This window comes from Nitrosomonas sp. Is79A3, from assembly GCF_000219585.1.
Classification (GTDB): domain Bacteria; phylum Pseudomonadota; class Gammaproteobacteria; order Burkholderiales; family Nitrosomonadaceae; genus Nitrosomonas.
Map to the genome: position 1 here is coordinate 1,483,600 of NC_015731.1, position 26,989 is coordinate 1,510,588.

A 26,989-nucleotide genomic window follows, 5' to 3' on the forward strand; every position below is an offset into this window, starting at 1 on the left:
CTTAATCAGGGGTTCCTTAACAGGCCATCAAGAGATTACTAATTGTTAAGTCCCACGCTTAAGCGGTCAGCATAAACGCTATAAAATGAGTCGCATCAGCGCGCTGATCTGCTTCGGCTAGGCCGCGCAATTCTAGCTGACAGGATTTTCTGATACCTTCGGCGCATCCTCGCCGATCATCACCGCCTTACCATCCCGCCAGACCACGGCGTAGTGACCCAGGCGGCGTTTCTTTTCAAGTGCCTGAGTTACGGCTTTTTGCAGCGAATCCAGGATTACTTGACCTTCTTCGGAAGGTGTTGTTTTCAGAGTGATCTTCATTCCTTGATGCTCTTTAATAACTGTTGATAATAAACTTCGTGGAGAATATCACGACTATCGCTTTTTTGTTCAAACACTAGAATGGGGCTTTCGCCATCATTTATGAAACAAGTGCAGCGATCAACCTTATAACTGAATATATGGAATAAATTGCCAAGGCTGCGCGAGAAACGCCGCTCAATATCGCGTAGCGGGATATTGTGGCCGCCATGCGCAACCCTTTCCGCCACACGCATTTTTGATATTTTCACGTTGGGCAAGGCAAGATAGATTAACTCCACTAGCCAGCCATCATGTTGCAGCCGATTGATCAGGCGCAGATAACTACGGCCTGAAAGCGTGGTTTCAAATGCAAAATTCTCTTGGCGTTTGATGTTTTCTTCGATCTCATTCAGAAAGATACGGCTTGCTGCAACAAGTTCGCGTTCCGGTGCCAGCGGAGACAGGCCGGCTGCGATCAGATCGGCATTAACAAAATGAGTACACTCCGCCACCTTGGGCAGGTATTCCAGTGCGAATGTGGTCTTGCCTGCGCCGTTGGGACCGGCAATGATCCAGCAGGTGGGCATTACACAGTCTCCCCACGTTGTTTTTGCTTTCCTTTGATTCGATTGATCCTAGGAGGCATGGGGTTTGTAAGAGTGAACCTTAGTTGGATGGTGAGCATAATTTTGCCAATCTGTGACTTGAATACAAGTTTTTTGCTCCTGTCTTCGCAGTGTTTGCGGATCAATTTTTCGAACGCAGATCGTGTGTAAGCAGTGGCTGCCATGTAATCGCATGGATGCAAATGATGTGCAGTTTTGGGGATCAACTCCTGGCTGTCGAAAATTACAGGCACTTCAGTGCCATCTGCACATGTTTGGGTATAGCGCCAGTGATCGAAAGGGGGCATGGTTGATCATCTGTTACGGCGCTGCTGATAGAACTCATGGTGTATGCGGTCAAGCTCAACTTTAGCACTTTGGATTCTTTCAAGAATTAACTCGAAATCTCGTTTTTTGTAAATTATTTGATGTCCGAATGTAGGAAGAAGTATTAGAGCTTCAGGTTCTGATTCGCAAATGCCCCAAACTCCATGAGCTACCAAATTTCTACCTTCACCTGCTTTTCTTAATTTATCCAATACAGATAACACATCCTTTTTTTGTGTCTCATCCTTGATAACCCAGTCAGCCAATTTCTTCACCAGATTTACTTTGGCGTGAATGCTTTGGAGCTCATTTAAGACTTGGAGGGCGACAGGATGTAATGGGGGTTCAAATTCTGGATGTTTGGGGAGATAGACACCCATCAAATGCCCATAAAACATAGTTAAAGAGCTTTCGATGTACGCCCAATCAGCACATGCGCAACCTATAAGCGCTGCCAGCTCTGGTCGCTGAAGCAGTGTGCGCGGTCCATGTGATACTGACTCACCTATTCGTAATGGATTGGCCATTTTGTCCTAACGTACATGTTCACCGGCGGTCCGTGGGCGGGCGCGAAGCGCTGCCCATGGGACGTCCGGGTGCAACGCAGGGTTAGGTGTCACCGCCCCTCCGCTTTGGGCGGGACGGCGCCCACCGTACCAGTCGCGGAAATCTTTATGTCTACGCGTGACCCAAGCGCCCAGAGTTCTTCTCGCAGGTTGGGACCGTCATACTCGAACGAGTCTCCTGGCAATTCGTCAAGGTGCTGGGCGAGCATCTCGACGGTAACCTCAAACCGTTGTCTCGGTGGCTCAAACATTGAACCAATGGTTCGAATCATCGTTGCGCTCAGGTTGCAGTGTGGTGTGGAGGCCGCGTGCTCGTTCGCGTCGATCAACACTTGCGCTACTCGGAGCGTTCGGCATTTGTCGGCGATCGACTGAGTCAAGAACGACAGTTCGTGGTCGAAGTTGTGTGCGAACTCGTTACGTATCTCGCGTACTTTATCGAGATCGTAGCGAACGTCTTCGCTGATCCAGGCGAGTGCGCGCGCGATGCGGATTCGTGCCGAGAATGTGCTCAACGATCCATTGCCCGAAAGTAGTTCTTGTTTGCAGTCTCGAAGGCGGCGGTCATACAGGCTCTCAAGCCGAGCATCCAATAGCGCGGCACCGAGCACTGCGCAGGCCCTATCGGACTCAGCGCGGAAGGGGCCGCTGAATGTGTTGAGGTCGAACGAGGGGATCGGCTTGCGTGACATCGCGACGCCTAACGTAATATATAAGACATTTTGTCCAATAATCCTGTCGATAATGTCGTGTAATCACTGTGAATATTATCTATCATCATGTTTTAATAGCAACTGATAAATTGAATAAGGTAGTTCATAGAAGCAAACGCACCCGATGCGATCCATTAAGAATTTGCTCGATTCAATCCGTGAGAAAAAATTACGAGCACGATCGTTTCAGCATGGAAAAACCAATATTTCATAGGGTAACACTCTGTTATTTTTGACGGCAAGCTTTATCCGCCGGCTCGGTTGCGGTTCCAGCAATCGAAGCGAACTAGAATCAGCAATAATGCTGCTATCGTTCCACCAACACCGCCTCGGTAACCATAACCGCATCATCCCTTCGATATCGCAATTCCACTTTCTCCCCTGCCTTCAACGTGCGCAAAATTGCCGCATACGACGCTAAATCGCTGATCGGCTGCCCAGCCAGTTGAATCAAAATGTCGCCCGGTTGTAGTCCCGCTTGTTGCGCCGGGGAGCCGGGGAGGGTGTTGTCCACGCGCACGCCTTCGCCCTGGTACGAAAAATCAGGTACTGTGCCGAGACTGGCTGTGCGTTTTTCTTTGGTTTTTGTTTCTGTGGATTCAGTTTGCGCATTCTGCGATGACAACGTGACCGTCAATGGTTCGATGCGGTTGGCCAGGTATTCGGTGGCTTCTTTGAGAATGGCGGCGACTTTGACCAATCCGGCGGAGTCGATTTTATCGACGGTGTCGCCGGGGGCGTGGTAATCCTCGTGCGCGCTGGCGAAGAATTGCACGGCGGGTACACCGGCATTGATGAAAGCGGCTTGGTCGCTGGAGCCGAAGTCATCTTGCACGGCGTTGACGGGAATACCGGTGACAAAGCCTGCGCCGCGGAAAACATGCACCAGTTCGCGCGCGGTTCCGGTGCCGAACACCGTGACCGGATTGTTTCCCAGACGTCCCACGGTATCCAAATTCAACATCGCGATGATTTTCTCGGTTGGATAATTTTTGGTATTGCGGATGTAATGCTTGGAGCCGAGCAAATCCGCTTCCTCTCCGGTGAAAGCGACAAAAATAATGGTGCGTTCCGGTTGCCATTTGGGCACGATCTGCCTCGCCAATTCCAGTAGGATAGCGATGCCGCTGGCGTTGTCATCCGCACCGTAATGAATTTTCCCCTGGTGCGCGGCGCGCACGTCCGGCCAGCCCATGCCAAGATGGTCGTAATGTGCGCCGATGAGCAAGCTTTGCCCGGCGAGTTGCGGGTTGGTGCCCGGCAGAATGCCGATCACATTGCGTAGTGTGATATTGCCTTTCGGCACGCCGACATCCTGTTGCCAAATCTGGAAATAACTATTGTCGCCGCCGCCGGGCATTAGGCCGATTTGCTGAAATTGCTTGGCAATATACGTTGCTGCGGTATCCAGTTCCGGGGTGCCTAGTTCGCGTCCCTTGAACGATTCGCTGGACAAATGCGTAATATCACTCAGCATGCGGCTCTCGGAAAAAACCGGCGGTAGTTCCGCCAATGCGCGGCGCGGTTTGGTGATGCCGGTGTGCGTCGTGTGAATGGCGTAATTGTCTTTTTGCTTGATCCATTGCGAGAGCGGCGATTGCGTGATCGGCCATTGACCTTTGTCGATATTGGTTAATTCGTCGCCTTTGAATACCAAATAACTGTATTTACGGTAGTGCGGCAATTTATTGGCGAGCTCGGCAATCGCCTTGGGGTTGTCCGATGCGATCCATAGCAGTGTTTTATCCGGATTGGATGGTTGCCGGGTAGTCAATACGACGGCATGCTCCGCTTGCGGATAGGTCTTTTGCTCCAGTTGCAATTTTTTTTGCTGATAAGAAACGCCACGATCCGCCAAAGTTTTGGCGACAGTCTCGGCAAATTTATTTTGCCAACCCATGATCCACACGGTGCGATCTGCGGGCAAAGCGGTGAGTTGATCATCCGTAATCACTTCCAGTTGGTTCGATTGGGTTTTTTGCCAATTCGCCGTCAGCGCGCGATACGCCTCTAAGATTTGTTTGTCTGCGCGCGCAGGCAGGATCAGCAACGGTTTTTCTGCACCAAAACCCTGTGACAGCGCGGAAGGGATTTCACGGCTATCCAAGCGCCTGAACACATCAAAATGCGGATCAAGGTCGATACGCACCGGGCGGGTGTGGAAATCCATTTCGATGGTTTGCGTTCGCTGATCAACGGTGATGTGCGATTGCGTCGCCATATCTTCACCTTCCAGCGTGACAGAAACGGGAACGCGCAGACGATAGGGCTCGCCCGGTTGCGTTTGCTCAACTGTCATTTTGAGCTTGAATCCTTGCGCCGTACGTTCGGTTTCTGCATCGCGCAATACCAAATCGGGCGCACCGGCGCGGTGTACCCATTGCTCAAACTGCGCGGAGAAATCTTGGCCGCTGGTTGCGTTGATTGTCGTGAGCAAATCTGCAAAAGTTGCTTGTTTGAATTTGAACTGCTTATAAAATTGACGTAAGGCACGCACGAAATTTTCATCGCCCAATTCCTGTCGCAGCATGTGGAAAAATAGCATGGTTTTACCGTAGCCGACGGCTTCCGAGCTGGCGCTATGGCGCGAAACGAACTGGATGATCGGGAAATCTTTTTCCTTATTGACGAAATCAGCGTACTTCTGCAACACGTCGCGGCGGTATTCCTCGCCTTTGCCACGCTGTTCGTTAACCAGATGATCGGCCAGATAAGCGGTCAATCCTTCCGCCCAATTGCCTTTGGCGTAATCGACGAAGACGCCGTTACCCCAGTAGTTGTGCAAAATTTCATGCGGGTACGACGAATGCAAGATGAACGGCAAACGGATCACCTTGGAACCCAGCAGCGTAAAGGAAGGCATGCCGTAGCCGGTTTCCCAGAAATTCTCGACCAGCGCGAATTTTGTGTAAGGGTAGGGACCCAGCAGCTTGTTATACATCGCAATGTATTGCGCCGTCGCATCCAGATATTTCTGCGCCAGCGGTTGATCGGCACTGCGCAAATACACCAGCGCATTCACCGCGCCGGCGGATTGTGTGTAGCGCTGATAGCGGCCCGCGACGATATAGATATCGTCCTGCGGCTGCTTTTCCTCCCACACGATGTTTTGCATTGTGCTTGTCCGGTTCTCGCGCAATAACGTGCCCTGACTGACCACGTCCCAATCGGCGGGCACTTGAATATCCAGGCGAAATGACACCATGACATCATTTGCAAACTGCGGATACCATGCGCTGGAGTTTGCCAGAAACACACCATCCGGCGAAATCACCCCCGGCGTCGAACCGAAACTGCGCGCGTATTCCTGTCCCGAGCCTTGCACCGGGTGATGGATCTTGCCACTGAATTGCAGCGTGAATGCTTGTTGATCCGGTGGCACTGTCACGATGTATTGCCGGATCGAAATCGATCTTGATTTCAAAGTAATTTCTTTCTCTTCCACCTGAATTGCAGCACCCTCAACATCCGTGATTGATAAACCGGCATGTAAAAAGAATTCGAGCTGCACGGATTCTTTGCCATTGCGCACCGAATCCGGGATATGAATCCGGTCTTTGACGCGGATTTCAGAAGTGTCCGGCGACAATTGGATTTCCATGTGGTGATGGAAGGTTGTAGTACTTGCCGCGGCAATCGGGCTGATACAGAGGGAGAAAACAAGAACAAAAAAGGCTACGCTGAGGAGGTTTAATGATTTTTGCATTTTGTAAGGAGATTGAACGGATTCTGATGATTGTCGGGAATTTCACACTATTTGCAGGGCAGTGTGATTTTGCTCACTGCATGTTTAGCATCATATCAAACATCATTGGTATGTTGAGACAAGTCACATAACACCGGCATAATGCCAGGAATATGACATTTAGCTAAATAATCATTGGCGAGCGAAGAACTATGGGAAACGACAATAATCAAGATTCTAAGAATGGTCTGATTTCGATACTGTTATTGATCATGCTCACGACTGGCGCGCTGATCGATCCGTTAACCAGCTCACGGCCATTTGATCCGCTCAATAAAAAATTGTCATTAATAGATGAACAGAAGATTGATGCTCGGCTCTGGCAAGATCCGATCGCGGTAACCGAGCAGTTCCTATTGATCCGGCCATTAAATAGTTTTAAGCGGCATATTTTACGTACGGATCTTGGAAGTAAGAAGCAACGCGCTCTGGATTATTCTGCAGCATCAACATATGATCATCGACAGCGGCATGTAATTTCTCCTTGGTACGCACCGGAACTTTCGAACCGATAGCCTGCTTCAAATCTGAGTTTAATCTTTCTTCTGGATTTAATTCCGGACTGTAGCTGGGTAAATAAAAGCATTCGATCTTTTCCTTATTTTCTTCCAGCCAAGCCTTCACTGGTTTGCTGTGGTGCACTCTCAAATTATCCAGGATCAAGAACACTTTCTTCCCTGCATCCTTGATCAGTAGTTCGAGAAATTCAATGAGTCTATCTGAATTGAAATTTCCATCAATAATCTGCCAGCGTGCACAGCCTTTGTTGGTTACAGTGGCAATCATTGACAGCCGTTGCCGCGTGCCAGGAGCGTAGGTCACGGGTGTTTTTCCCTTGGGTGCAAAGCCACGTCCTCGCACATCCGTATTGACTAATCCTGTCTCATCACCCCAGTGAATCTCCCCGCCTTCAGTTCGAGCGCGCTTGGCAATATCCGGATATTGCTCATTGAGCCATTGCTTTACCGCCTCCGGGCGTTGTTCATAAGCACGTCGGATCGGCTTCTGCGGGGTAAATCCCCAACGCTTGAGGTAGTGTCCCACCGTGCGTATCGGCATGGATATGCCACATTCCTGCTCAATTAACTGTCTTATCGCCCCACGATTCCACAACGCAAAATCCATCTTCAGTTGCTCAGGACGCTTATCACAAATAAGCCGTTGCAATCTCAACTCCTGCTCTTCGCTTAGGCTGCGTTTGTCACCCGTACGTCGGCCGCGTCTACCAGGCTTTAGTCCAGCTGCACCACCTTCTTCATAAAGTCGAATAATCTTCTTCACAGCCGTGTCGCTCAGCTCCGTAACCTGCGCTATTTGCCCAGGTTTGCCGCCTCGCTTGTGAAGACGAATCACTTGCCGGCGACGTTCATGCAGCGCTTCATCTTTTAAGGTTCTTGCATCTATTTTTTCCATCCTCCTACGACATGCAAAATCAACAAAAATTCAAACTATTTATTGGCCGTATCTATAAGTAACAAAAAAGAGGCAAAAAAAAATGATGATTGTGACCACTGTTCAATTACTGATTTCACTCAAAAAATTAAACAGGAAATTGGTGACAAAACTGTTAGTTTAAAAGTAGTTGCGGTAAGTGTGTTTGGCAGTTCTTATTCCGAACCGGTTGAGTATCGGCTTCGCTATCGCTATGCGGTGGTGTCTGCGCTTGGTTCAAGTGGTTATACACCTCAAGATAATGAACATATTAAATATTCAAATCTAAACACTGGATTGTCACCCGAATACTGTATCAATACCGAAATTACTCTACCTTATGAATGGTACGCGCATAATTCTCGATCAGAAAAAGTACTGGTTATCTGGTTAAACGAAGACAAGATTCCTGAAGGGAAATATCGGGATTTCATTTTTTTGCTATATCAAAATTTAAAGAATACCGAATCAAAAGTTGAACAATTTAGTTTTTCATTAATTGGACCAACCAATACGTCTTTATTAATAGAGTTAATGAATAGCAAATCAATCGAAGAAAATGTAGAAAAACTGCACTCGTTCAGAATTTTTTCACCAGGTGCAACGATCTCAAATAAGGAATTAGTTGGTGCACTTGAAAATGACATCAATCAAACATGTTCAGATAAAGCTGGGGAAGTAAAAATCCAATGTTTATTGGACGAACGTTCTATTGTTCGCACGATCGGGCAAGACAGAAACCTTGCAAAAGCGCTTCTTTGGGAATTGGAACAACGGGATGTTAATCGTAAGATTCCAATAATTAAGGAAGACTGTAAAGATCAACTGGTACTCATTAGCGAGCAGGATTCTCTATATGCCAGAAGCCTGGTCGATCATTTTTCTTCTCTTTTGAAAAAGCAATGTAAAGGAGGAAAAGAACTAATCAAAAATTTCACTTATTTGCGTGGCTTAGATGGAAAGTTGCCAGAGTTCGATGAATCGAATAAAAAATCGCAAAGTGAGAAAAATACCAAAGAACAAAAAAATCTTTTGACGCAATTGGACGATGCATCACCCGAGCATGCCGAAGGCCGTAATCAATTCGATTATTTAAGAAGATTGATCGACAAAATCGAACAATTGGATTCCGCTGATGGAAATAGGGATCAAATCAAAGCAATCGGAATCATCGGGACCGATGTTTACGACAAGCTTTTAATTCTGCATGCATTAAAGGATAGTTTTAAACATAAAATTTTCTTCACGACGGATCTGGATGCCCGTTTTCTGCATAAGGATCAATCTGCATGGGCAAGAAATTTAGTAATCGCCAGCAATTTTGATTTTTCGCTGCATCCAAAATTGCAAGATAAGGTAATGCCTTTTCGAGATAGCTATCAGACTTCGACATATCTTGCGACATTAGTAGCTCTAAATCCGCAGGTAATTGAAGAATGGCCAACTCCAGACAATAATAATTGTCAATCTAAGATAACTTTAAGTAATAAATTTAATGCATTATTAGCCCCTCAAATTTTTGAAATTGGAAGAACACAAGCCATTCATTTAGCATCACCCACCAATGAGTTTCTCGATAAGTGGATACAAAACTCTACCCTAAAATTTACTGAGTCTAGTGAAATCGATAACAGCAATTGTTTAGTCAACCATTTCATGGAATGCAAAACAACAATTGAACCGGTTCGTACTAAGCAGATTGATTGGCCAGTTATTTGCGTTACTTTAATACTGCTCCTTTTCGCCGCTTATCTTTCTTGGGGTTTCTTTAAGTCCGGCTGGAAAAATGTCACGCCGGTTCAAATTGTTTTTATATTACTTCCTGTTTCTGCATTACTGTTTCTTTTGTTCTTCCTGATCTATGAAGATAATTACCCGGCTCATACCTACGGAGAACCATTTTTGTTGTTGGAAGGAATCAGTGTCTGGCCAAATCTGGTTATCAGATTTGCAGGAATTATGATGATGATTCTTCTCTTTATATATTTTTTCCATCCTCGTAGGGGGCGAGAGATCAAGGCCATCGAGAAAAATTTCAAGCAATGTAAAGAAGAAACTTGTTTCCGAAGATGGAAGGAAGCTGTTATTCAAGGCCCATTTCTACATTTCTCTAAAGAAAAAAATACCGATGAAAAAAGTTTCGATATTGCAGTGTTATGGTGCGAATACAAGAAAATTATTCAATACAAGGAATCAAAAGGATACCTTTGGATTTTTCTAACTAGTACAATTTCTCTGACATTGACCTTATATGCGTTTTGGGGATTGGGTTATTTAAACTTTCCTGCACGCGGTGTTATCACATTGTATGGGCACTATATTCTTGTAACACTTCAGTTTTTCATATTGTGGGGGTTGGTTTTTTGGGTTGCATATGAAGCAATCGCTTGTAAGCAGTTTATTGAAAGCATCGAATGGGACCAAACTAATTCAGATAAAACAGTATGGTCATCGGAAATGCGCAAACAACAATCAATAATGACGGGGATTTCGATAAGCAAACTCGATCCCTATCTACATTTTGTACTGATCACTAAGCTGGTAAACAGTATCAATAATTTGATTTATTTGCCATTTATTTTAATGCTGATCATAGCGATTGGGCGCAGTAATCTTTTTGACAATCTCGGTTTCTCGCTGGCTTTAATCGTTGTGTATCTCTTGGCATCGGTATATCTAATTACTATTCTGTTTTTGCTGAGAAAAAGTGCTGAGAAGCAGTGTGGAATGGTATTGAAATACTATGAAGACTACCGGATGCGCTTGGTGGCGATTGCATCCAGTGAATTAAGCAAAGCAGATAACTTGCTGACCGAGATCCGCAATGTTAAGAAAAGCACTTTTTTGCCAATCGTACAGCGGCCAGCATTACTCGCGCTGTTACTGCCAGGTGGCGGTATCGGCTTAACAAGCATCATCGAATACTTGTACAATTGAGACCGGATCTTGTGAAGCACAAGATATTTGAATTATTTTTAAGGGTTTTGATATTAAATGAAAATGTTTGCTGGCAGGCCGAATGACTCACAATCCGCGATCAAGTTTTCCCCAGTTTTATTTTTCTTAGTAGCGCTGAGTGCCAATGCCGCCGGTTTCATCACCGATGAACACCAGCTCTCCGTCAAGGAAAAACGTGCCGGTGAAGCGTATTACCGTGCCGACTCAAAATGGATGATTTATCAAGCGGAAGTGGCGGATGATAATCCGTTTTATCAGATTTTTTTGAAGAATGTCGAATCTGGTGCGGTGACGCAGGTATCACCGGGTACCGGCAAGACCACGTGCGCATGGGTTCATCCGTCGCAGGAGAAAGTGCTGTTTTCCTCGACGCATGAGGATAAGGAAGCCAAAGCCAAAATGGCTGCCGAGATCGAACGCCGCAAAGCGGGTGAGCAGAAGTCGTACGCGTGGGATTACGATGAGTTCTACGATATTTATGAAACCGATTTTTCCGGTGGCAATATCAAAAATCTGACTAAAACCTTGGGTTACGATGCTGAAGCTTCGTGGTCGCCGGATGGTAAGCTGATCGCGTTTGCTTCCAATCGCCGCGCGTACAGTGGTGAATTATCCGAAGAAGAAACCGCATTGTTTAAAGCCAATCCATCCGCTTTGATCGATATTTATATCATGGACGCAGATGGTTCCAATGTGAAGCGATTAACCCACACGAAAACCTATGACGGCGGCCCGTTTTTTAGCCCGGATGGGAAGCGTATTGTCTGGCGCCGTTTTTCGGAGAATGGCCGGGAAGCGGAAATATTTACGATGGCTATCGATGGGTCGGATCAGAAACAAATCACGCGCCTTAATGTGATGTCGTGGGCACCTTTTTATCATCCTTCCGGAAAATACATCATATTTGCAACGAATGTGCATGGCCATCGCAATTTCGAGCTTTATATCGTCGATGTAGATGGCAAAAAAGACCCTGTACGTGTGACCGATAAAGAAGGTTTTGATGGTCTGCCGGTATTTACGCCGGATGGAAATTATTTAACTTGGACCAGTGACCGCACTCCTGAGAAAAAGGGTCTTTTGTTTCATGGAAAATGGGATCATCAGAAAGCGCTAGAGAGTCTTGCTTTGAAATAAAACAGTTTCGCTGCTGGTTATTGCGCTGTGGAAGCGTTTGAGTAATCCGGTTTTTAATACTAGAGGCTCAATGCTTCCGTTTCCGAGCGTGGTTTATCGAATGCAGACACATTTTCCAACCAATGGCTTTTTCGTTGTGCCTTCTGCCGGTCTAATAATCTATTTGTTTCAATCGTGTCAAGGCATCTTGCAGTGGTTGTGTTTTTTGTCACAGCGCAGATCGCTCTGATTCTATAGCCTAGTTCCCAATTTATGAATAGCGTATTGCATAGATCGCTAGGGTTCTTTGCAGCCAACTAAGGTATTTTTATAAGAATTGAATCTCAAAGTGCGTTTTATCCTACCTAAAACTTGATGTGAAAAATTCAGCGGATATGTCTGTGAAACCGAATCTAAATTACTGGATCACTTTAATCGATGAGAAATTTCGTGAAAAGAACTATCAGGCTGCTCGCGATTTTATCTTGCAAGGATTGGTGAATTTTCCAAATCATTCTATTTTGCTGGATAGATTATTTATTGTTGATCAGCGATGGTGTTCGCCCATTGCGGGCAACAGTATACATTTGACGATCCCCGAAGAGAGTGATCTGCCGTACTTACAGCAATGTTTTGCTAATGAAGAATTTATGGAACAGCTTCTTCCGATGGGACGCCGGAATCAAAGCACTGAGTCGATGCTTGTTGCACTCAGGCACAATAAGTTCCCGGTTGCACAATCCAGGACTGTGCATTGGGTAATCAAAAAAGATGAGCAGGCTGATCAATCGCAGAGGTCTTTAATCAGTAGCTTAAAGCCTATAGGGCTTGCAAGCTTAGTGGATATTCAGATCGCACATCGGCGTGCTGAATTACTCATTGGAATTCCCAATCAGGACGACCGTAAACAAGCTGCTGCAGTTATCGGGACGTTGTTAATTCTTGACTTTGCGTTCAACCAAATCGGATTGCATAAATTAACTACAATGGTTATTGCCAACAATCAGCACTCACAAAAAAGTACCACTTCAATTGGATTTCTCCAGGAAGGGCTACGCCAGCAACATCTTCGTGACCCAAAGTCGCGCCAATGGTTGGATTGCTATGAAAATGGATTGACTGAAGATGCGTTTCGCGGGAGTGCAGTCATAGCACGCTTGTCGGGGCGCTTACTCGGACGGAATATTACATCGAAACGTTTCTGAAGCATTACTGACCTTAAGGAGATCATATGACCACTTATTAGCCATTACGCTTGTTGAAAAATATTGATTCGATCGAAATATTACATCGAAAAGTTTTTGAAACACTATTCACTTAAAGGAAATAGCATGACTGTATATATTGGAACCAATAGGAACGACAAACTGACTGGCTTGGATGACGTATCTGATGATTTCACCGGTGGGCTTGGGAATGATCTGCTGATAGGAGGGGGAGGAAAAGGTTTTGATTGGGCTCATTATGATTCAGCTCCTTCGGCTGTCACAGTCAATCTTGCTACTGGCATAGTCTCTGGCGGGGATGGCAACGATAGATTAAATGGTATTGAGGGTGTTACTGGTAGCGCCTATAACGATACACTGACAGGCATTAGTGATAGTTACAGTGTGCTGTGGGGCGGTAAAGGTGATGATTTGTTAATCGGCGGCGATAACGGTACTGATCTGAAAGGTGGTGCGGGCAATGACATATTGCAAGGCGGGAAAGGTTGGGATTGGGCATATTACGATGATGCGTCTTCCTCGGTGACAGTAAATCTTTCTCAGGGTACTGCCACTGGTGGTAGCGGCAATGATACGTTGAGTGGAATCGAAAACGTTTTAGGCAGTAGTTATAACGATACGTTGACGGGCGATGATTTGGGCAATTATCTGGATGGTCAAGATGGTAATGATTCGCTAGCTGGTGGCAAAGGTAACGATACGCTGTACGGCAGTAATGGAAAAGATATGCTGCAAGGTGGTGATGGTGATGATTGGCTTTATGGAGGTACCGGTAATGATACATTACTGGGTGGGAGGGGAAATGATATGTTGTACATCGAAGATGGCAGTGATAAGTTGACTGGAGGCGCGGGTATAGACAACTTCGTATTTTTTAGTAATAGTTCCATTGTAGCAATTACTGATTTCACCGTAGTTGATGACACGATTCAGCTTGATAATTATATCTTTGCAGCATTAAAGACGGAAGGAACACTGTCGGCCGGTAAGTTTGTAATTGGCACACAAGCATTGGATGCGAATGATTTCATCATATACAACGATGTGACAGGAGCGCTGCTCTATGATGCGGATGGTAGTGGCGGGGGCGCTTCAGTACCCATTGCGATTGTTGGTACTGGGCTTGCCATGACCCATTCGGACATTTTGGTGATCTAGTCAGAACAGCCAATCACCTGAAAATTGCTGAGTAAAGAATTTTTAGGTGATTAAATCAACAATGTATTCAGAGCTTTTCTAACCAGGATTTGATGCATCAGAAAAAAACTTTTCTTTGCGCTTCAGTTCGTCAAAATAAAGCGGTTCATTGGGTTCGAGCTGATTGCCTAATTTCTGGATTTGTATCCAGATATCAGAAAATTCCCCCATGCGTTTAAAACGCCGGGCATTCTTTTTGAAATCTCTTTTGTTATTTGACTTATAGAGTTGTTCGAATAACAGGAGCCAGCCAGGGATGTCGCGCTGGTTTGTTGCGAGTTGCTTCTGTAACAATTGAATCGCAGCATCCGGATTGTCCTGTTCGATTAACGCGCGTGCTGCGGCTATCGTTTGACCGGATGCTTCGGGTGAATTCTCCGGTGAATTGGCTTGTTTGGTGTCATTCCGGCGCAACAAGAGGGCTTCGTACCGGTACCGTTCTGCTGCATCGGGTAGCGATGCATCCGTGGATCGTGCAAATCTTTCTTTGATTTTATGGTGATTGCGTAACATCAAGATGAGGATCAGTAGCGCCAATAATAGCCCCAAAAGAAGTACGCTATCCGAGAGAAAAGTGAATTCCATCGAGGCATTGCTGCTGGTTTCATCTGGTCCTGCTGGATGGCTAAGTTGCTGGCCGTTAGATTCCGGCGGCGTTATTGTCTGTGCAACAGGCTGTGTGTTATCGGCGGCAGGCGTTGCTGTGTCTTGAAGAGGTTGTATGTTTTCTGCAAGCGGAGTGCTTGTGGTCCCGCTGGGTTGTACGTTGGGTGTTTCCATTTTTAATGCCAGCATGGATTGCATCGCGGCGATTTTTTTTTCGAGTGATGCGATGCGTTTTAATAATGCGTTGAGTTCGCTGGCTTCATTCTCGGCGATTTGCTCCAATTGCGCGATAAGCTTCAATGCCGGGTGACTATTATTTAAGCCGGATTTCCCGGTTTCCGGGGGGGCTGAATGTTTTGTATTGCTAAGATTGTTGGCTGGATTTGATTTCTTTGTCTTGACTGCCGGTTTTGCATAGGTGCTAATTGTTCTTAAATCCGGAATCTGAATGATGGATCCTGCGGGCACTGGTTGATAGGTGTCGCCAGGAAAGTGTTCCGGGTTGGTGTGAATAATTGCACGAATAAAATTGTCGCGTGCAGCAGGATCTTTAGGAAACATCAGGCGGGCGATCTGCATAATATCTTCGCCGGGCAGGATCTGCCATTGCATTCCGGATTTTGTAGCATTAGGGCTGGAGGCGGCATCAATCCCAGTTCGCGTACTATTTTCCTGAGCTGGATATGAAACAGGTACTTCAGCCTTAACTAAAGTACCTGTCAAAAAGAGAATAATAAAAAATATTAATTTGCCGGAGAATGCTGCCATCTAATTTTGAAACGTTTGTTTATTTGCAATATGTTGCAATCGCTTTGTTGGCGTCTGCAATTTTTCTCTGCCGTGCATCATCATCGACAAAAACTATTCCACCCGCCCCATCAGGCACAGTTAAACGCGGTGAATCAGTATATAGTCTAAGCTGTCCTTGCGCGTCTATACATTTTTTTTTGTTTTCTTCAGCCTTGGCTTGCTGTTTCACATCTTCTTCTTTTTTTTGCTGTTGACGTTTGTCAAACTCATGTCTTTCTTCGGTCAGGTTTTTAGATTTACTCGTTTCATTATTGCCGGCTGCAGGAGACGACTTGATATTTAATTTTCGTCCTTCCGTGGCTACTCCGGGTGGAGGCGGTACATCTGTGTATTGCGTTTTACCTTTTTCATCAACCCATTTATAAATTTGCGCGTTGACTGTGATACTGAATAGTACTATTAATCCGCTAAATACAAAAATTCTCATTGTGTGCTCCAGAAATATATGTATCTGAAATACATCGGTATCGTATTTATGCAACTTGAAGATTTATCGCATTAAATCATAATAATTGAAAATATGCTGCATTCTTGGCTGAATTGGGGCGAAATTTACACTTGAATTTGGCTATAATGTCGCTTTGCAAAGGATTGTTATTATGCAATTGATTCAAAAAGCGCTCACCTTTGATGATGTTCTCCTAATTCCTGCACACTCAACGGTTTTGCCGCGTGATGTCAGCTTGGCGACAAAATTAACACGCACCATTACACTCAATATTCCTTTGGTATCGGCTGCTATGGATACGGTCACCGAAGCGCCCTTAGCTATTGCTCTGGCTCAAGAAGGCGGTATTGGGATTATTCATAAAAATATGTCAATCGAAGCCCAAGCAGCACATGTGGCACAAGTCAAACGCTTTGAAAGCGGTGTGGTAAAGGACCCGATTACCATTCACCCGAACATGACTGTGCGTGAAGTCCTTGAACTGATACGACGGCATAAGATCTCTGGTTTGCCTGTCGTGAATGGCAAGAAAGTTGTTGGTATTGTGACCAACCGGGATCTTCGTTTTGAAACAAATCTCGATCAGGCGATCAAGCACATCATGACTCCCAAGACCCGGTTAGTGACTGTCAAAGAGGATACTTCGCGCGAGGAAGTTTTGGCGTTATTACATAAGCATCGACTTGAGCGTGTGCTGGTAGTCAATGATCAATTTGAATTATGCGGTCTTATTACGGTTAAAGATATTATTAAAACCTCGGAATATCCATTGGCTTGCAAAGATGAACAAGAAAGTCTGCGCGTCGGTGCTGCGATTGGAGTCGGGGAGGGAAGTGAAGAGCGTGCGACCGCATTGGTTGAAGCCGGCGTTGATGTGATCGTGGTCGATACGGCACATGGTCATTCGCAGAGTGTTCTGGATCGCATTGCATGGATAAAAAAGAATTTTCCGTCCGTTCAGGTGATTGGCGGAAATGTTGCAACAGCTGCGGCGGCTAGAGCGATGGTGGATAATGGTGTGGATGCGGTGAAAGTTGGTATCGGCCCCGGTTCCATTTGCACCACGCGGATTGTGGCGGGTGTCGGTATTCCGCAGATTACCGCCATACACAATGTATCCGAAGCATTAAAGGGCAGTGGCGTGCCCACCATTGCCGATGGCGGTATCCGGTATTCGGGCGATATTGCTAAAGCTCTGGCAGCAGGGGCGGATCTGGTTATGCTGGGCGGTTTGTTTGCCGGAACGGCAGAAGCACCGGGAGAAATTGAATTATTTCAAGGCCGCTCGTATAAAAGCTATCGTGGTATGGGCTCACTTTCCGCCATGCAACAAGGATCCAGTGATCGCTATTTCCAGGAAAAGGAACAAAAAAATAATGACAAATTGGTGCCCGAAGGCGTGGAAGGCCGTGTTCCCTTCAAAGGCAGTATTTCCGGAGTTATTCATCAATTGATGGGGGGCGTGCGTTCAAGCATGGGTTATCTGGGTTGTGAAACGATCGCTGCGATGCACGATAGAGCAGAGTTTGTCGAGATTACTTCTGCGGGAATTCGTGAATCACATGTGCACGATGTGCAGATTACCAAAGAAGCGCCCAACTATCATGTTAAGTAAGAATTCATCTTAATGCATCAAAAAATTCTCATTCTGGACTTTGGTTCGCAGTACACACAGCTTATTGCCCGGCGTGTTCGTGAAGCAAACGTTTATTGCGAATTGCATCCTTATGATGTCAGCCCGGAATTTATCAAGGAATTCTCGCCCAAAGGAATCATACTTTCCGGCGGCCCTGCTTCGGTGACTGAAGATGAGACACCGCGCGCACCGCAAATTGTTTTCGAATTAAATATACCGGTTTTGGGAATCTGCTATGGCATGCAAACCATGGCGGCGCAATTGGGCGGTACGGTAGAAAATGCAGCGGTGCGGGAATTCGGCTACGCAGAAATACAAACAACGCAAAGTGGTGTGTTATTTCAGGAAATTAAGGACCGCACGAATCCGGCTGGAAACAATGTTTTGGATGTCTGGATGAGTCATGGGGACAAAGTGGTTGCTTTACCTCCAGGATTCCAGGTGATGGCCCTTAATGCTGCCACGCCGATTGCCGCCATGGCAGATGACAAGCGGCAGTTTTATGGTATTCAGTTTCACCCTGAAGTTACACACACACTGCAAGGTAAAGCGATTATCGAGCGGTTTGTACACGATATTTGCGGGATTGGCCGGGATTGGAATATGCCGGGATATGTCGATGAGGCGATCGGTAAGATTCGTGCAACTGTTGGAAAGGATCAAGTAATCCTGGGTTTATCCGGCGGTGTAGACTCATCTGTGGCTGCTGCATTAATCCATCGTGCCATTGGTGATCAACTCACTTGTGTGTTTGTGGACAATGGTCTGTTACGTGCCAATGAAGCCAAACAAGTGATGGAAACTTTTGCCAGTAACCTGACCGTGAAAGTAATTCATATTGACGCCAGCCGTGATTTTTACCGGAATCTTCTAGGTATTACCGATCCGGAAACCAAGCGAAAGATTATTGGGCGGGAATTTGTTGAAGTATTTCAGCGCGAATCGGCAAAGATAAGCGATGCTAAATGGCTGGCACAAGGTACTATTTATCCCGATGTGATTGAGTCTGCCGGGGGAAAAACCAAGAAAGCAAACACAATCAAATCGCATCACAATGTCGGCGGGTTACCGGAAACACTTCATCTGAAATTACTCGAGCCGTTACGTGAGCTTTTCAAGGACGAAGTGCGTGAATTGGGGCTGGCACTTGGCTTGCCGCGCGAAATGGTATTTCGTCACCCGTTCCCCGGACCCGGCTTAGGCGTGCGCATACTCGGTGAAGTGAAATACGAATACGCCGAATTACTAAGACAAGCAGATCAAATCTTTATCGAAGAATTGCAACGCTCCGGCTGGTACGAGAAAACATCGCAGGCATTTGCGGTTTTTCTGCCTGTAAAGTCGGTGGGTGTGATGGGGGATGGGCGCACTTATGAATACGTTATAGCCCTCAGAGCGGTGCAAACCCAGGATTTCATGACCGCCAACTGGGCGGAACTGCCATACTCGTTATTAAGCAAGGTTTCCAACCGGATTATCAACGAAATTCGTGGTATCAATCGTGTCGTCTACGATATTTCCGGTAAGCCACCAGCGACAATTGAGTGGGAATGATTGTATGTCTCGCAATGCCTAGCACAGAACTGTAACAACTCTCTCCAAACCCGCTCCAGTGCGGGTTTTTTGTTCATTGCGTCTGGTAATATCATGCACAAGAAAGCATCCTCAAGAAAGTTTTATGTATGGTTTACTCGATGGTATGATTCATCTTTAAGTCTAAAGTATCCATCAATACCATCCGTTGATATCTCGGATAATCATGGTATTGATATGTAATAAATCATTCATTAACAGTAACTTAAATATACTTTTTCGGTTTTAAAAATCATGGTATTAAAAGACTGATTGATGCCATTAATTGAGATGTATATATAACTTAATGGACTGAATAATAAGGATATAAATTGCTGACTGATACCAAGCTACGAAATCTAAAGCCCCAGGAAAAGATGTACAAAGTGTCTGATCGTGATGGTTTGTATGTTGCGGTTACAAAATCAGGTGGCATTTCATTCCGGTATAACTACACATTTAACGGCAGGCAGGAAACTATCACTTTCGGGAAATACGGAATAGGCGGCATTACATTGGCTGATGCGCGCACGATGTTGCATGAGGCGAAGCGCATTATAGCATCAGGGAAATCACCGGCAAAAGAGAAGGCGAGATCCAAAAAACATGATAAAGGTGCCAAAACATTCGGAGATTGGGCGACAAAATGGTTAAAAAGTGCAGAGATGGCCGACTCAACGCGCGATATGCGCAGGGCGTGTTACGAGCGTGAGCTAAAAAATACGTTCGGGAATAAATTACTGTCCGAGATCAATCACGATGATTTGCGTTCCTTGTGCGACAAAATAGTTGAGCGCGGTGCGCCAGCTACGGCTATTCATTCGCGCGAAATTGTAATGCAGGTTTTTAGATGGGCAAATGAGCGTGGCCAGAATGTGATAAACCCGGCTGATATGGTGCGCCCAAGAACTATAGCCGTATTCCAGCCACGGGAACGCGCTTTATCCCCAGATGAGATCGGATTGATGTACGAATACCTTGACAAGGTGGCTGCCGGTCCTCAATTTCGTGTGGCATGTAAGCTGCTTTTATTAACAATGGTTCGCAAAAGTGAATTAACAAATGCCAAATGGACTGAAATCAATTTTACTGATGCGCTTTGGACAATACCGAAAGAGCGCATGAAACTACGCCGCGCGCACCTTGTCTTTTTATCAAACCAGACTTTGGATATATTTATTGCGCTAAAAACTTTTGCTGGCGGATCTGAATATGTGCTGCCTTCGCGCTACGATGCAAATGCACCGATGAGTGACGCTACATTGAACCGTGTTCTTGAGTTGGTATATAAGGCGGCTCAGAAGGATGGCAAGTCATTGGAAAAATTTGGGCCTCACGATCTGAGAAGAACAGCCAGCACGCTATTGCATGAAGCAGAATACAACACGGATTGGATTGAGAAGTGCCTGGCTCATGAACAACGTGGTACCCGGCTTGTTTACAACAAAGCCGAGTATCGTGAGCAACGCACAGCCATGATGCAGGATTGGGCAGACATGATTGATGGTTGGACTATCAAGAAGCGATAACCGTTCTTCCAGGGCGCGTAGCCTCTTTGCCAGATTCCTGACGTTCATTAATCCAAGCCTCTACATCAGCCAGAACCCATGCTACATTCCGACTTGTAAGAGCGATCCTCTTCGGAAAATCGCCGCGTTTCTCCATGTTATAAATGGCTTTCTCAGACAGCGGTATGAGTGAAAGTAATGTTTTTTTGTTAATTAGTTTCTTCATTAATATATCCGTCATATAAATTGCCTGTATTAATTAATCGTTACGTTGCTATTTGAAACCTGTTCGCCGTTGATAAGAACTCTTCGGCCTTTATTCCATTCTGCAATTGCCTTCATTGCAGTCATTCTTGCCGGACCTGAAGTCTTGCAGCTGCTGCAGCCAGCAACTACAAGACCAAGTACGCTATTTCTAATATTTAATATCGAAGGTTCATTACCGCATTCGCATTGCACAAATTCAAACTTATTTGGCATTCCTAAACCTCATTAGCAATCTTCAGCAAAACCGCTGCGTGACATTCATCCTCTTGATACATTTCATGAGGAGTAGGGCACCAACACGCTAAATTCTTCCCGGCAAGTTGCATTCTTGCGGCGATAATCAATTTATCGTTGTGTTGAGCGAACGATCGGTAAAGAACAAAAGCATGTCGTCTATCTTGAACCATAGCGCCAGGTATAAATGGATTCTCTTTCCCGATAACGAATGGATTGCCCCATTTTGTCGTGCGGTCCACCTTCACCGTGTTTTCCGGCATACGCCAGCCTTTGGTACGTTTAAGCTGAACTCGCTGTAGCTTCATTATTCGATTGCCTTTACCCAACGTGGGCTTTTGTTGTCGCCGGTTATGCGATTCCACTGTTTGTAATACGCGGTCACCTCATGCCGTAGAATCACATCGTTTTCGTTGCTATGAGCGATTGATTCTAGTTCTTTCAGCATTGCCCAGAATGTTCCTAGTACGCCTTCTTGCTCGTTTTCAGGTATATGCTTTAAGTCAGGCATTTTTATCATCCTTCGATTCTTCCTGCTTTTCTTCGAACATTAGAAAGTTACTTTCCCCTGTCGGATCTGGATATTTGTACGCTGACTTGCAATCAGCGAAGCTTTCACCGCATGGCTGCAGGTCACTTAATTCACAGCCACATTCCGCATCACCGTTCACAAGTCCATCAAAACCGTTATCAACCAAGTGCTGTTTAATTATTTCAATTACTGATGACATCTTTAACCTCGCCCTTTAATTCTTTCATTTTTGCCAGGACTTGCTCTATTTCTTCAATCGAATTACCGTTAAAAATAACATCGTCAGGCAGCACGATGATGTATCCAGAAAAGGTTTTTCCTCTGAAAACCTGGACAACGTCGCTTTTCTTTTCACCGAAATTAATAGCCATCTTCCAGCCTTAGTTCCTCAGTTTGATAGCAGTTGCACGCAGGGCATTTAGTGATTGAAGTTTCCGGTTTCCAGATATAACCGCAGCCCCAACATTTTCTTGGAGTTTTATAATTCGGTATTATTTTAAGAGTCATTTTGATATCACCTTAAATTCCAGCTATCTACCCATCATCGAATTAACTATCCTGAAAGTTTCAGCCAACAATTCTTTGTTGCGCTCAACTCGTTCAGCATTCCTTTTTGCTTTTTCCGTCCTGCGCTTTTCTATATTTTCAGGTTTCCAATATGTGGCTTTGCGCTTGGCATTCGCAGCTTCCCTCTTGATGCGTTTTTGCTCAGACAGATTCCATTCTCTGTCTGCCTCAATGGATCTTTCCACCTCGTATCCCATGTCGCACGATTTACAAAGCGCATACTCGATCTGGTTGTGAATTGTCGGGACAACGCAGCAATCTTCACAAACCGGTTCTTCACAGTCCCGGCACGTCAAATCTGTCTCTGATTCACACGTGTGGCATGGGACGATATTCATATCATTGGCGAACTAAATAATATTGGATGCTCTTTGACCTGATTACCCATATTCAGCTTCCAATTTAGCTAGGTTTGCTTTCGACTCATCAAGCATTTTTATTCTTTCAGATAATTCAATTTCTGCCCGTTTTATTGCCTCTCCAATAAATTTTATATCCGTAGCAGCGCTACATTTCGCCTCCGCCACAATAAATTCTCTGTCAGTTGAATATGTGTTCTCATACATCAAATCGCCGTCATGAGTAACGTTCGGCCATCCAGGAATCTCGCATTGCTTTTCGATAATTTCCCCACCGTCATAGGTATAAACCGTGATCGATTTATCGAATTTGTCCTCAGATTTAACTAGACTCTCTAGCATTAAGAGATCGCTATTCATTTCTTTAAGATACCGCCCAAGATTGCCGCTTTCATTGTCAGAAATAAGTGAACTTTTCTTAATTAACTTCCCGTCCAAACCAATTACAATCAATTCACTGGCGTATTGTGATCCTATGCAGATACCTTCATCAGTCACGTGCACGATATGCTCAATGCGGTAATGCTCTTTTACGTTTTTCCAGCCCATATAGCTCTCCTGGTACCCGCTAGAACGGGATATCATCATCCATGTCATCAAACCCGGTTCCTGCCGGTGTGCGGCTCTTGGACCCGGCTGGCGCGGATGATCTGCTTTGCTCAAAACCATCATCATTCCCAGAATCACCACGATCTGATCTACCGCCGCTACCCAACATCTTCATGTCATTTGCAATGATGTCTGTGGTGTAGCGTTCCACACCACTTTTGTCAGTCCATTTCCGGGTTTCAAGCCTGCCTTCGATGTAAACAGGCTTGCCTTTCTTCAGGTATTCGCCTGCGATTTCAGCCAGTTTTCTGTAGAACGTAACGCGATGCCACTCAGTTTTTTCTTGCTTCTCGCCGTTTTTGTCTTTCCAGGTGTCTGTCGTTGCTATGGTGATATTAGTAATAGCATCGCCGTTCGACATGTAGCGAGTTTCTGGGTCTTTGCCCAAGTTACCAATGAGTATTACTTTATTTACTGATGCCATTGCCAGACTCCGATTCGTCATTAATAAACTTGATCATAGTTGGCGGTGGGGTAAGCACAGTCCCATCCGGCATTTCTACAATTGCAACGCTGTAATTACTAAATCCTTTCTCATCTTCCTCGATAGCCAGGCCGAATTGGATAAAAACTCCGATTCCATATTCAATTTTTTCGTATCGATTTGGAGTTCCGCTATACCGACCCTCATAAACAATTACTTTTCTATGTTGTGCGCTCATGATTTATCCTTCGTATACTTACCCCAACCATTCCAGCGTTGATTGAAATCGTTAATAGCTTCTGCTGGTGTATCACCAAAGCCGCACACGCCTTCTTGTATATTGTCGCCATATAAAGCGCACCATGCATTTCCATCAGGAAAAACCTTTGGCCGATAAATTGCGCTTGGGCTTTGATAGTCGCATATTGCTTGCTGTATGCTGTGCTGCACCATTAATGCAGCGTGACTGATTGCATTCATGGCCATACTTGAGTGTTGATCGTTCATAATTAATCCTTTAGGGTCTGTTACCGCAGTCACATTTCTTGCAAGGTGCTGAGTAATATTCGATCTCGCTCATAAAAACACCGCAGCCGTGACACCTGTACCGTTCATTCTTTGGTCTCTGAGGTTTTATCAACGCGATCCCGGTATCCTTCAATGCCTCTTCAACCGAAACATACTGAACATCAACAGCTGGCCGTGTCTTTGCATCGATGTAATCCTTCGGCCAAGGTATATCGGTTTCCCGGCATTGGTGCTGTCTTACAGCTTCATCTTTCGTGTAAACATGGGCTTCGCGTAAATTGGTTGTGTATCCCTTGCCGTCTTTCTTCCAGAAAAGCATGTCGTTGCCGACAAATGATCTGCTGTCTTGCAGGTAATATTCGTTATGCATTCTCAGTAACCTTTTCCCAGATATCCTCAAGCTTCTCGATCTGCCGTTCGCTCAAATTCCGACCTTCATCAATCTGATTGCGTATCGAATCAATAAAATCACATTCCCAATCGTTAAGTAGCGATTCATTGAACTCGCACTCTTCAACCATCTTTAAGTGATCATTATCAAAATCAGGCATTCTTATTGTCTCCATTCATTGGCACAAACCCACACTCATCAGTGCGCATATCCGAAAAATCAATAGGCGGCTCACCTTCAGTTCCCCACCATGCGCGGGCATGCGCCATCACGACATCGTTAAAATTCCGGCTGCAATCGGCATTCGCACACGGCTGGCTGCAAAATCGTTTGTCTAGGTAGCAGGGCATTTTTAAATCCGACAGCCCATGATTGCCCCGATTGTGTCAGAGCCTGTCCGAAACACGAGCATTCCGTTTTCTTTTGCGGAAGAGAATTCCAGGCTTTCCTCGTCGATTATTAGCCGCAAATACTTTGCTTGCACATTGATTCCGAGAATTTCCACACAAGCGTATGGCTCGTATACTTTCCCAGAGCCATTGCAATCCGGGCATGTTTCATCGGTTTCCAGATTGTTGTCATAACCGGCTCCACCGCATGACGCGCACTGAAGATCATGGTATGTGCTGTAGTCTGTTTCCGCATTAACAGTGCCATCGCCTTCGCATTCTTTGCACTTTATTTTCTTTGCCTTGCCTGTGCCACGGCACACCAGGCAAGGCACCATCTCCGGCAAAACCATTTCATCTTTATTCGCAGTTACCCATGCGGTCGCTGATTCGATTATATTTATCACCCGCGCAGCGTTGAACCTTTCCGGGCATTGCGGATACTCGTTTTTGCCGTCGTTTGGCATTACGATAATTACGTGTCCGTTAGTTGCAACAATTCTGTTGTCAACAATGAATGGTGCGTTTAGATGGCTGCGAATATCGTCTTTTCCGCAGAATTGATTAATGTCAATCATGTTTTGCCTCCAAATCAACTATTGCTGCAAACTTCCCAGGACTCCAACTAACTGGCTCTGATTTGCGTATTACAGCGTTAAATTCTTCTAATGCGGCTTCAACTTCAGGTGGCAATTCACCATCATCAGGCAAATAATCAGCCCAATAATCGCTTTCAATCTCCCCCAAGTGATTTGGTTCGCAGATAAACAGCTCTAATTCATCGGGATCTGTCACTTGGGCTTCGCACATCAAATCAAACAGATCATCTTTATCAAAGAGATACTTATCATGAGATTGCGAAAAGAGCGGCGTTTTTTGATCCCATTCTCGCCTCTCTATAATCAAGTAAAGTTCCGAGTTTTTATTTTTGCAGCATGGCTCGCAATATGAATTCTTCGGGATAGCCGCTCCGCATCCACAATGCTTGTGCGTTGATCCAGAATATCTTGCTAATTTCTCGTTAGTACCGAAGAACCCGCCATAACGATCAACCCACCCGCTAATGCCTGTGACAAATTTCGCCGCTTCCTCGGATTCTGGGAATATTGGTTTTTCTGGGCTATTTGCTTGCATTTTTTGCCTCGTCATATTTCATGATTCCCCACACAATCGCGTACAGATTCCAGATATAGTGAAATGTGTATTCCTCGGTGCCGCCACTATCGAAGAAATCAGTAAACCCAATGCCCTCATACTCAAAACCATGAACCGCGTCATACGCTCTATGCTCATCGTCCTTGTGATAAAGGACATCTTCTTTAATTGCGCTCCAAAGCCTTTCTTTTTCTTCATCTCCAAGATCATCACACATGACGTCCTCAAAATGATTCTTGACTCTTTCTTCAAAAATATCAGCGTCAAACTCTATATACCCGGCATTTGTTCCAATACTTTTAAGTTTTTCACCCCAATAATGCGGATTGATATTCAGCAGCACGCCTTTCTTCTTATTGAAGTCGTTATCATCCATCTTGAAGAAATCGAACATATCGTGAACTCTCGAGAAAACGTAAGTACCGCAATCACCAGAAATGCACAGATTCCCAGGCCAAGTAATTAAATCGAACCAATAATAACTACCACCTTCAGCACGTCTGAACCTGACAAATCTATGTACCCCATCATCTTTTTCGATACTGATTTGATGGTCTTTCACATCATTCAAGAATCGTTCTTGAGTACATTCATGTTGGTTACTCATCGCGCGCCTCTTTCTTTGCTAGTTCTTCAAGAAGTTTTGAGTTTATTGATGAAAAAGTCAGCCACGTTCCTGATCTTTCGTCATATTCAAGTATTTTTGAATCATCGCAGAGCGCAAGTAATGCGCCGTTATAAACAATAAGCTGGATAATTTTAATCAT

The 26,989-nt window shown here is 45.3% G+C and carries 33 protein-coding genes; 7 read left to right on the forward strand and 26 right to left on the reverse strand.

All coding sequences use genetic code 11. The features are described from left to right. Positions 1–132 precede the first annotated feature (132 nt). The 6 genes from NIT79A3_RS06720 to NIT79A3_RS06750 all read right to left on the reverse strand — a co-directional run bounded on the left by NIT79A3_RS06720 (position 133) and on the right by NIT79A3_RS06750 (position 7,672). Complete coding sequence (locus tag NIT79A3_RS06720; protein ID WP_013965459.1) at positions 133–321, reverse strand: hypothetical protein; 189 nt, start codon at positions 319–321, stop codon at positions 133–135. After that, positions 318–890 (reverse strand): hypothetical protein, encoded by a 573-nt coding sequence (locus tag NIT79A3_RS06725; RefSeq protein ID WP_013965460.1) that lies wholly within the window; start codon positions 888–890, stop codon positions 318–320. The genes NIT79A3_RS06720 and NIT79A3_RS06725 overlap by 4 nt, the downstream gene beginning before the upstream one ends. Before the next feature lie 332 nt (positions 891–1,222). Beyond that, the gene (locus NIT79A3_RS06735; RefSeq protein ID WP_013965462.1) at positions 1,223–1,762 is read right to left on the reverse strand and encodes a hypothetical protein; all 540 of its coding nucleotides are present in this window, start codon (positions 1,760–1,762) and stop codon (positions 1,223–1,225) included. Between the two features lie 89 nt (positions 1,763–1,851). Beyond that, on the reverse strand, positions 1,852–2,493 hold the full coding sequence (locus NIT79A3_RS17790; RefSeq protein WP_013965463.1) for a hypothetical protein: 642 nt from the start codon (positions 2,491–2,493) through the stop codon (positions 1,852–1,854). 328 nt (positions 2,494–2,821) lie between these two features. After that, positions 2,822–6,220, reverse strand: a complete 3,399-nt coding sequence (locus NIT79A3_RS06745; RefSeq protein WP_013965464.1) for a M20/M25/M40 family metallo-hydrolase — start codon at positions 6,218–6,220, stop codon at positions 2,822–2,824. Positions 6,221–6,637: 417 nt separating this feature from the next. After that, positions 6,638–7,672 (reverse strand): IS630 family transposase, encoded by a 1,035-nt coding sequence (locus NIT79A3_RS06750; protein ID WP_013965466.1) that lies wholly within the window; start codon positions 7,670–7,672, stop codon positions 6,638–6,640. A gap of 42 nt (positions 7,673–7,714) precedes the next feature. Between NIT79A3_RS06750 and NIT79A3_RS06755 the strand changes: the two genes are divergently transcribed. The 4 genes from NIT79A3_RS06755 (at position 7,715) to NIT79A3_RS06770 (ending at position 14,148) form a co-directional block, all read left to right on the forward strand. Further along, positions 7,715–10,627: a hypothetical protein gene (locus NIT79A3_RS06755; RefSeq protein WP_013965467.1), complete on the forward strand. Its 2,913-nt coding sequence runs from the start codon at positions 7,715–7,717 to the stop codon at positions 10,625–10,627. A gap of 57 nt (positions 10,628–10,684) precedes the next feature. Beyond that, entirely contained in the window at positions 10,685–11,785 is a 1,101-nt protein-coding gene (locus tag NIT79A3_RS06760; protein ID WP_013965468.1) for a PD40 domain-containing protein, read from the forward strand. 380 nt (positions 11,786–12,165) lie between these two features. Beyond that, complete coding sequence (locus tag NIT79A3_RS17795; protein ID WP_156797035.1) at positions 12,166–12,969, forward strand: GNAT family protein; 804 nt, start codon at positions 12,166–12,168, stop codon at positions 12,967–12,969. A 126-nt stretch (positions 12,970–13,095) separates the two neighbouring features. After that, positions 13,096–14,148: a calcium-binding protein gene (locus NIT79A3_RS06770; protein ID WP_013965470.1), complete on the forward strand. Its 1,053-nt coding sequence runs from the start codon at positions 13,096–13,098 to the stop codon at positions 14,146–14,148. A gap of 78 nt (positions 14,149–14,226) precedes the next feature. Here the strand turns inward: NIT79A3_RS06770 and NIT79A3_RS06775 are convergent, their stop codons facing one another. Together NIT79A3_RS06775 and NIT79A3_RS06780 are read right to left on the reverse strand one after the other, a co-directional pair. Next, positions 14,227–15,561, reverse strand: coding sequence for a hypothetical protein (locus NIT79A3_RS06775; protein WP_013965471.1), 1,335 nt, complete (start codon positions 15,559–15,561; stop codon positions 14,227–14,229). A gap of 19 nt (positions 15,562–15,580) precedes the next feature. Then, positions 15,581–16,030 (reverse strand): DUF4124 domain-containing protein, encoded by a 450-nt coding sequence (locus tag NIT79A3_RS06780; RefSeq protein WP_013965472.1) that lies wholly within the window; start codon positions 16,028–16,030, stop codon positions 15,581–15,583. A gap of 172 nt (positions 16,031–16,202) precedes the next feature. Between NIT79A3_RS06780 and guaB the strand changes: the two genes are divergently transcribed. The 3 genes from guaB to NIT79A3_RS06795 all read left to right on the forward strand — a co-directional run bounded on the left by guaB (position 16,203) and on the right by NIT79A3_RS06795 (position 20,788). Continuing rightward, positions 16,203–17,666, forward strand: a complete 1,464-nt coding sequence (guaB, locus tag NIT79A3_RS06785; RefSeq protein ID WP_013965473.1) for an IMP dehydrogenase — start codon at positions 16,203–16,205, stop codon at positions 17,664–17,666. A gap of 12 nt (positions 17,667–17,678) precedes the next feature. After that, on the forward strand, positions 17,679–19,241 hold the full coding sequence (gene guaA / locus NIT79A3_RS06790; protein WP_013965474.1) for a glutamine-hydrolyzing GMP synthase: 1,563 nt from the start codon (positions 17,679–17,681) through the stop codon (positions 19,239–19,241). A gap of 350 nt (positions 19,242–19,591) precedes the next feature. After that, complete coding sequence (locus NIT79A3_RS06795) at positions 19,592–20,788, forward strand: site-specific integrase (protein WP_013965475.1); 1,197 nt, start codon at positions 19,592–19,594, stop codon at positions 20,786–20,788. On the opposite strand, the gene NIT79A3_RS06800 is transcribed toward NIT79A3_RS06795, so the two are convergent. From NIT79A3_RS06800 to NIT79A3_RS18660, 18 genes are all read right to left on the reverse strand, one after another. Beyond that, a complete protein-coding gene (locus tag NIT79A3_RS06800) occupies positions 20,775–21,008 on the reverse strand; it encodes an AlpA family phage regulatory protein (protein ID WP_013965476.1) in 234 nt (77 codons plus the stop codon). The genes NIT79A3_RS06795 and NIT79A3_RS06800 overlap by 14 nt on opposite strands. 14 nt (positions 21,009–21,022) lie before the next feature. Beyond that, the gene (locus NIT79A3_RS06805) at positions 21,023–21,247 is read right to left on the reverse strand and encodes a hypothetical protein (protein ID WP_013965477.1); all 225 of its coding nucleotides are present in this window, start codon (positions 21,245–21,247) and stop codon (positions 21,023–21,025) included. Between the two features lie 2 nt (positions 21,248–21,249). Beyond that, positions 21,250–21,576, reverse strand: coding sequence for a DUF4326 domain-containing protein (locus NIT79A3_RS06810; RefSeq protein WP_013965478.1), 327 nt, complete (start codon positions 21,574–21,576; stop codon positions 21,250–21,252). After that, positions 21,576–21,779, reverse strand: a complete 204-nt coding sequence (locus NIT79A3_RS06815; protein WP_013965479.1) for a hypothetical protein — start codon at positions 21,777–21,779, stop codon at positions 21,576–21,578. The genes NIT79A3_RS06810 and NIT79A3_RS06815 overlap by 1 nt, the downstream gene beginning before the upstream one ends. After that, complete coding sequence (locus tag NIT79A3_RS06820; protein ID WP_013965480.1) at positions 21,772–21,999, reverse strand: hypothetical protein; 228 nt, start codon at positions 21,997–21,999, stop codon at positions 21,772–21,774. The genes NIT79A3_RS06815 and NIT79A3_RS06820 overlap by 8 nt, the downstream gene beginning before the upstream one ends. Further along, a complete protein-coding gene (locus NIT79A3_RS06825; RefSeq protein ID WP_013965481.1) occupies positions 21,983–22,171 on the reverse strand; it encodes a hypothetical protein in 189 nt (62 codons plus the stop codon). Before NIT79A3_RS06825 ends, NIT79A3_RS06820 begins: the two co-directional genes overlap by 17 nt. A 159-nt stretch (positions 22,172–22,330) precedes the next feature. Next, on the reverse strand, positions 22,331–22,705 hold the full coding sequence (locus NIT79A3_RS18655; protein WP_013965482.1) for a hypothetical protein: 375 nt from the start codon (positions 22,703–22,705) through the stop codon (positions 22,331–22,333). Positions 22,706–22,747: 42 nt separating this feature from the next. Beyond that, a complete protein-coding gene (locus NIT79A3_RS06835) occupies positions 22,748–23,275 on the reverse strand; it encodes a hypothetical protein (protein WP_013965483.1) in 528 nt (175 codons plus the stop codon). A 19-nt stretch (positions 23,276–23,294) separates the two neighbouring features. After that, positions 23,295–23,759, reverse strand: coding sequence for a single-stranded DNA-binding protein (gene ssb, locus NIT79A3_RS06840; RefSeq protein ID WP_013965484.1), 465 nt, complete (start codon positions 23,757–23,759; stop codon positions 23,295–23,297). Next, positions 23,743–23,997, reverse strand: a complete 255-nt coding sequence (locus NIT79A3_RS06845; RefSeq protein ID WP_041360213.1) for a hypothetical protein — start codon at positions 23,995–23,997, stop codon at positions 23,743–23,745. The genes ssb and NIT79A3_RS06845 overlap by 17 nt, the downstream gene beginning before the upstream one ends. Continuing rightward, entirely contained in the window at positions 23,994–24,266 is a 273-nt protein-coding gene (locus NIT79A3_RS06850) for a hypothetical protein (RefSeq protein ID WP_013965485.1), read from the reverse strand. The genes NIT79A3_RS06845 and NIT79A3_RS06850 overlap by 4 nt, the downstream gene beginning before the upstream one ends. A 10-nt stretch (positions 24,267–24,276) precedes the next feature. After that, a complete protein-coding gene (locus NIT79A3_RS06855; protein WP_013965486.1) occupies positions 24,277–24,657 on the reverse strand; it encodes a hypothetical protein in 381 nt (126 codons plus the stop codon). Next, a complete protein-coding gene (locus NIT79A3_RS06860; RefSeq protein ID WP_013965487.1) occupies positions 24,650–24,838 on the reverse strand; it encodes a hypothetical protein in 189 nt (62 codons plus the stop codon). Before NIT79A3_RS06860 ends, NIT79A3_RS06855 begins: the two co-directional genes overlap by 8 nt. Continuing rightward, complete coding sequence (locus NIT79A3_RS06865; RefSeq protein WP_041360217.1) at positions 24,831–25,028, reverse strand: hypothetical protein; 198 nt, start codon at positions 25,026–25,028, stop codon at positions 24,831–24,833. The genes NIT79A3_RS06860 and NIT79A3_RS06865 overlap by 8 nt, the downstream gene beginning before the upstream one ends. A gap of 2 nt (positions 25,029–25,030) precedes the next feature. Beyond that, entirely contained in the window at positions 25,031–25,645 is a 615-nt protein-coding gene (locus NIT79A3_RS06870) for a hypothetical protein (RefSeq protein ID WP_013965488.1), read from the reverse strand. Beyond that, entirely contained in the window at positions 25,638–26,201 is a 564-nt protein-coding gene (locus tag NIT79A3_RS06875; protein ID WP_013965489.1) for a hypothetical protein, read from the reverse strand. Before NIT79A3_RS06875 ends, NIT79A3_RS06870 begins: the two co-directional genes overlap by 8 nt. Further along, a complete protein-coding gene (locus NIT79A3_RS06880; protein ID WP_013965490.1) occupies positions 26,188–26,829 on the reverse strand; it encodes a hypothetical protein in 642 nt (213 codons plus the stop codon). Before NIT79A3_RS06880 ends, NIT79A3_RS06875 begins: the two co-directional genes overlap by 14 nt. Beyond that, positions 26,822–26,989, reverse strand: coding sequence for a hypothetical protein (locus NIT79A3_RS18660; protein WP_013965491.1), 168 nt, complete (start codon positions 26,987–26,989; stop codon positions 26,822–26,824). Before NIT79A3_RS18660 ends, NIT79A3_RS06880 begins: the two co-directional genes overlap by 8 nt.

Coding starts and splice junctions, on each gene's coding strand:
- NIT79A3_RS06720 (WP_013965459.1), bottom strand. CDS start 321: ATGAAGATCACTCTGAAAACAACACCTTCCGAAGAAGGTCAAGTAATC.
- NIT79A3_RS06725 (WP_013965460.1), bottom strand. CDS start 890: ATGCCCACCTGCTGGATCATTGCCGGTCCCAACGGCGCAGGCAAGACC.
- NIT79A3_RS06735 (WP_013965462.1), bottom strand. CDS start 1,762: ATGGCCAATCCATTACGAATAGGTGAGTCAGTATCACATGGACCGCGC.
- NIT79A3_RS17790 (WP_013965463.1), bottom strand. CDS start 2,493: ATGTCACGCAAGCCGATCCCCTCGTTCGACCTCAACACATTCAGCGGC.
- NIT79A3_RS06745 (WP_013965464.1), bottom strand. CDS start 6,220: ATGCAAAAATCATTAAACCTCCTCAGCGTAGCCTTTTTTGTTCTTGTT.
- NIT79A3_RS06750 (WP_013965466.1), bottom strand. CDS start 7,672: ATGGAAAAAATAGATGCAAGAACCTTAAAAGATGAAGCGCTGCATGAA.
- NIT79A3_RS06760 (WP_013965468.1), top strand. CDS start 10,685: ATGAAAATGTTTGCTGGCAGGCCGAATGACTCACAATCCGCGATCAAG.
- NIT79A3_RS06770 (WP_013965470.1), top strand. CDS start 13,096: ATGACTGTATATATTGGAACCAATAGGAACGACAAACTGACTGGCTTG.
- NIT79A3_RS06775 (WP_013965471.1), bottom strand. CDS start 15,561: ATGGCAGCATTCTCCGGCAAATTAATATTTTTTATTATTCTCTTTTTG.
- NIT79A3_RS06780 (WP_013965472.1), bottom strand. CDS start 16,030: ATGAGAATTTTTGTATTTAGCGGATTAATAGTACTATTCAGTATCACA.
- guaB (WP_013965473.1), top strand. CDS start 16,203: ATGCAATTGATTCAAAAAGCGCTCACCTTTGATGATGTTCTCCTAATT.
- guaA (WP_013965474.1), top strand. CDS start 17,679: ATGCATCAAAAAATTCTCATTCTGGACTTTGGTTCGCAGTACACACAG.
- NIT79A3_RS06800 (WP_013965476.1), bottom strand. CDS start 21,008: ATGACGGATATATTAATGAAGAAACTAATTAACAAAAAAACATTACTT.
- NIT79A3_RS06805 (WP_013965477.1), bottom strand. CDS start 21,247: ATGCCAAATAAGTTTGAATTTGTGCAATGCGAATGCGGTAATGAACCT.
- NIT79A3_RS06810 (WP_013965478.1), bottom strand. CDS start 21,576: ATGAAGCTACAGCGAGTTCAGCTTAAACGTACCAAAGGCTGGCGTATG.
- NIT79A3_RS06815 (WP_013965479.1), bottom strand. CDS start 21,779: ATGCCTGACTTAAAGCATATACCTGAAAACGAGCAAGAAGGCGTACTA.
- NIT79A3_RS06820 (WP_013965480.1), bottom strand. CDS start 21,999: ATGTCATCAGTAATTGAAATAATTAAACAGCACTTGGTTGATAACGGT.
- NIT79A3_RS06825 (WP_013965481.1), bottom strand. CDS start 22,171: ATGGCTATTAATTTCGGTGAAAAGAAAAGCGACGTTGTCCAGGTTTTC.
- NIT79A3_RS18655 (WP_013965482.1), bottom strand. CDS start 22,705: ATGAATATCGTCCCATGCCACACGTGTGAATCAGAGACAGATTTGACG.
- NIT79A3_RS06835 (WP_013965483.1), bottom strand. CDS start 23,275: ATGGGCTGGAAAAACGTAAAAGAGCATTACCGCATTGAGCATATCGTG.
- ssb (WP_013965484.1), bottom strand. CDS start 23,759: ATGGCATCAGTAAATAAAGTAATACTCATTGGTAACTTGGGCAAAGAC.
- NIT79A3_RS06845 (WP_041360213.1), bottom strand. CDS start 23,997: ATGAGCGCACAACATAGAAAAGTAATTGTTTATGAGGGTCGGTATAGC.
- NIT79A3_RS06850 (WP_013965485.1), bottom strand. CDS start 24,266: ATGAACGATCAACACTCAAGTATGGCCATGAATGCAATCAGTCACGCT.
- NIT79A3_RS06855 (WP_013965486.1), bottom strand. CDS start 24,657: ATGCATAACGAATATTACCTGCAAGACAGCAGATCATTTGTCGGCAAC.
- NIT79A3_RS06860 (WP_013965487.1), bottom strand. CDS start 24,838: ATGCCTGATTTTGATAATGATCACTTAAAGATGGTTGAAGAGTGCGAG.
- NIT79A3_RS06865 (WP_041360217.1), bottom strand. CDS start 25,028: ATGCCCTGCTACCTAGACAAACGATTTTGCAGCCAGCCGTGTGCGAAT.
- NIT79A3_RS06870 (WP_013965488.1), bottom strand. CDS start 25,645: ATGATTGACATTAATCAATTCTGCGGAAAAGACGATATTCGCAGCCAT.
- NIT79A3_RS06875 (WP_013965489.1), bottom strand. CDS start 26,201: ATGCAAGCAAATAGCCCAGAAAAACCAATATTCCCAGAATCCGAGGAA.
- NIT79A3_RS06880 (WP_013965490.1), bottom strand. CDS start 26,829: ATGAGTAACCAACATGAATGTACTCAAGAACGATTCTTGAATGATGTG.
- NIT79A3_RS18660 (WP_013965491.1), bottom strand. CDS start 26,989: ATGATTAAAATTATCCAGCTTATTGTTTATAACGGCGCATTACTTGCG.